At 63.3% G+C, this 760-nt stretch carries 1 protein-coding gene; it reads left to right on the forward strand.

Annotated features, from left to right (window positions below; all coding sequences use genetic code 11):
- The coding region (locus ACFQY0_RS21505) for an FG-GAP repeat domain-containing protein (protein ID WP_379717072.1) at positions 1–760 on the forward strand (760 nt) is incomplete at both ends.

Below are 760 nucleotides of genomic sequence, written 5' to 3' on the forward strand. Positions count from 1 at the left end.
GCTTCACGGAGAGCAAACTCGGTGACACGCTCAGCCCGCGGGTGCGGCCCTGGGCGCTGGCGGTGGCGGACTTCAACGGCGATGCGAAGGCGGACATTGTGGTGGGCGACATGGAAAACGGCAGGCGGGCCGCGCTCTGGCTGGGCAATGGGGATGGCAGCTTTGGCGCTCCTTCCTTCACGGAGTTGGGCGGCAGCTACGATCCCGCAGGCTTCGCGGCGGCAGACTTCGATGGTGATGGGAATGTCGATCTGGCGACCGTCATGCACTACAGCAGCAATGAGTTCGCCGTGCTGCCGGGCAATGGTGACGGCACCTTCGGTCCGCGCGTGGTGACCGCGCTGGGCTACGGCGCCTACTACAATCATTTCCTCAAGACCACCGATGTGAATGATGATGGAGCGCCCGACCTCCTGCTGGGCAGCAATGATCATTTCACCATCGCGACGAATCGTCATGACGGCACGTTCGACTTCAACTCGACGCGCCGGAATTTCGGTCGAGTCACGGGGTTCAGCGCCGGCGATCTGGATGGCGATGGGATCATCGACCTGCTGGCCGCCGCCTATGATGCGGGCACCCTGTATGTCTTCAGAGGCCTGCCCACCGCGTTGCTCGCTGCTGACGACAGCAGCCATGGCGTGCTTCACGGCTATGGGCGCGGCTACCTCACTGACAGCAACGACCGTGATAACTGGTCGTTTACCGCCAAGCGCGGGCAGCTGCTGAGTGTGGCGGTGGACAACTCCGCCTTCAGTGG

The organism is Haloferula chungangensis (genome assembly GCF_042664875.1).
GTDB lineage: Bacteria > Verrucomicrobiota > Verrucomicrobiia > Verrucomicrobiales > Akkermansiaceae > Haloferula > Haloferula chungangensis.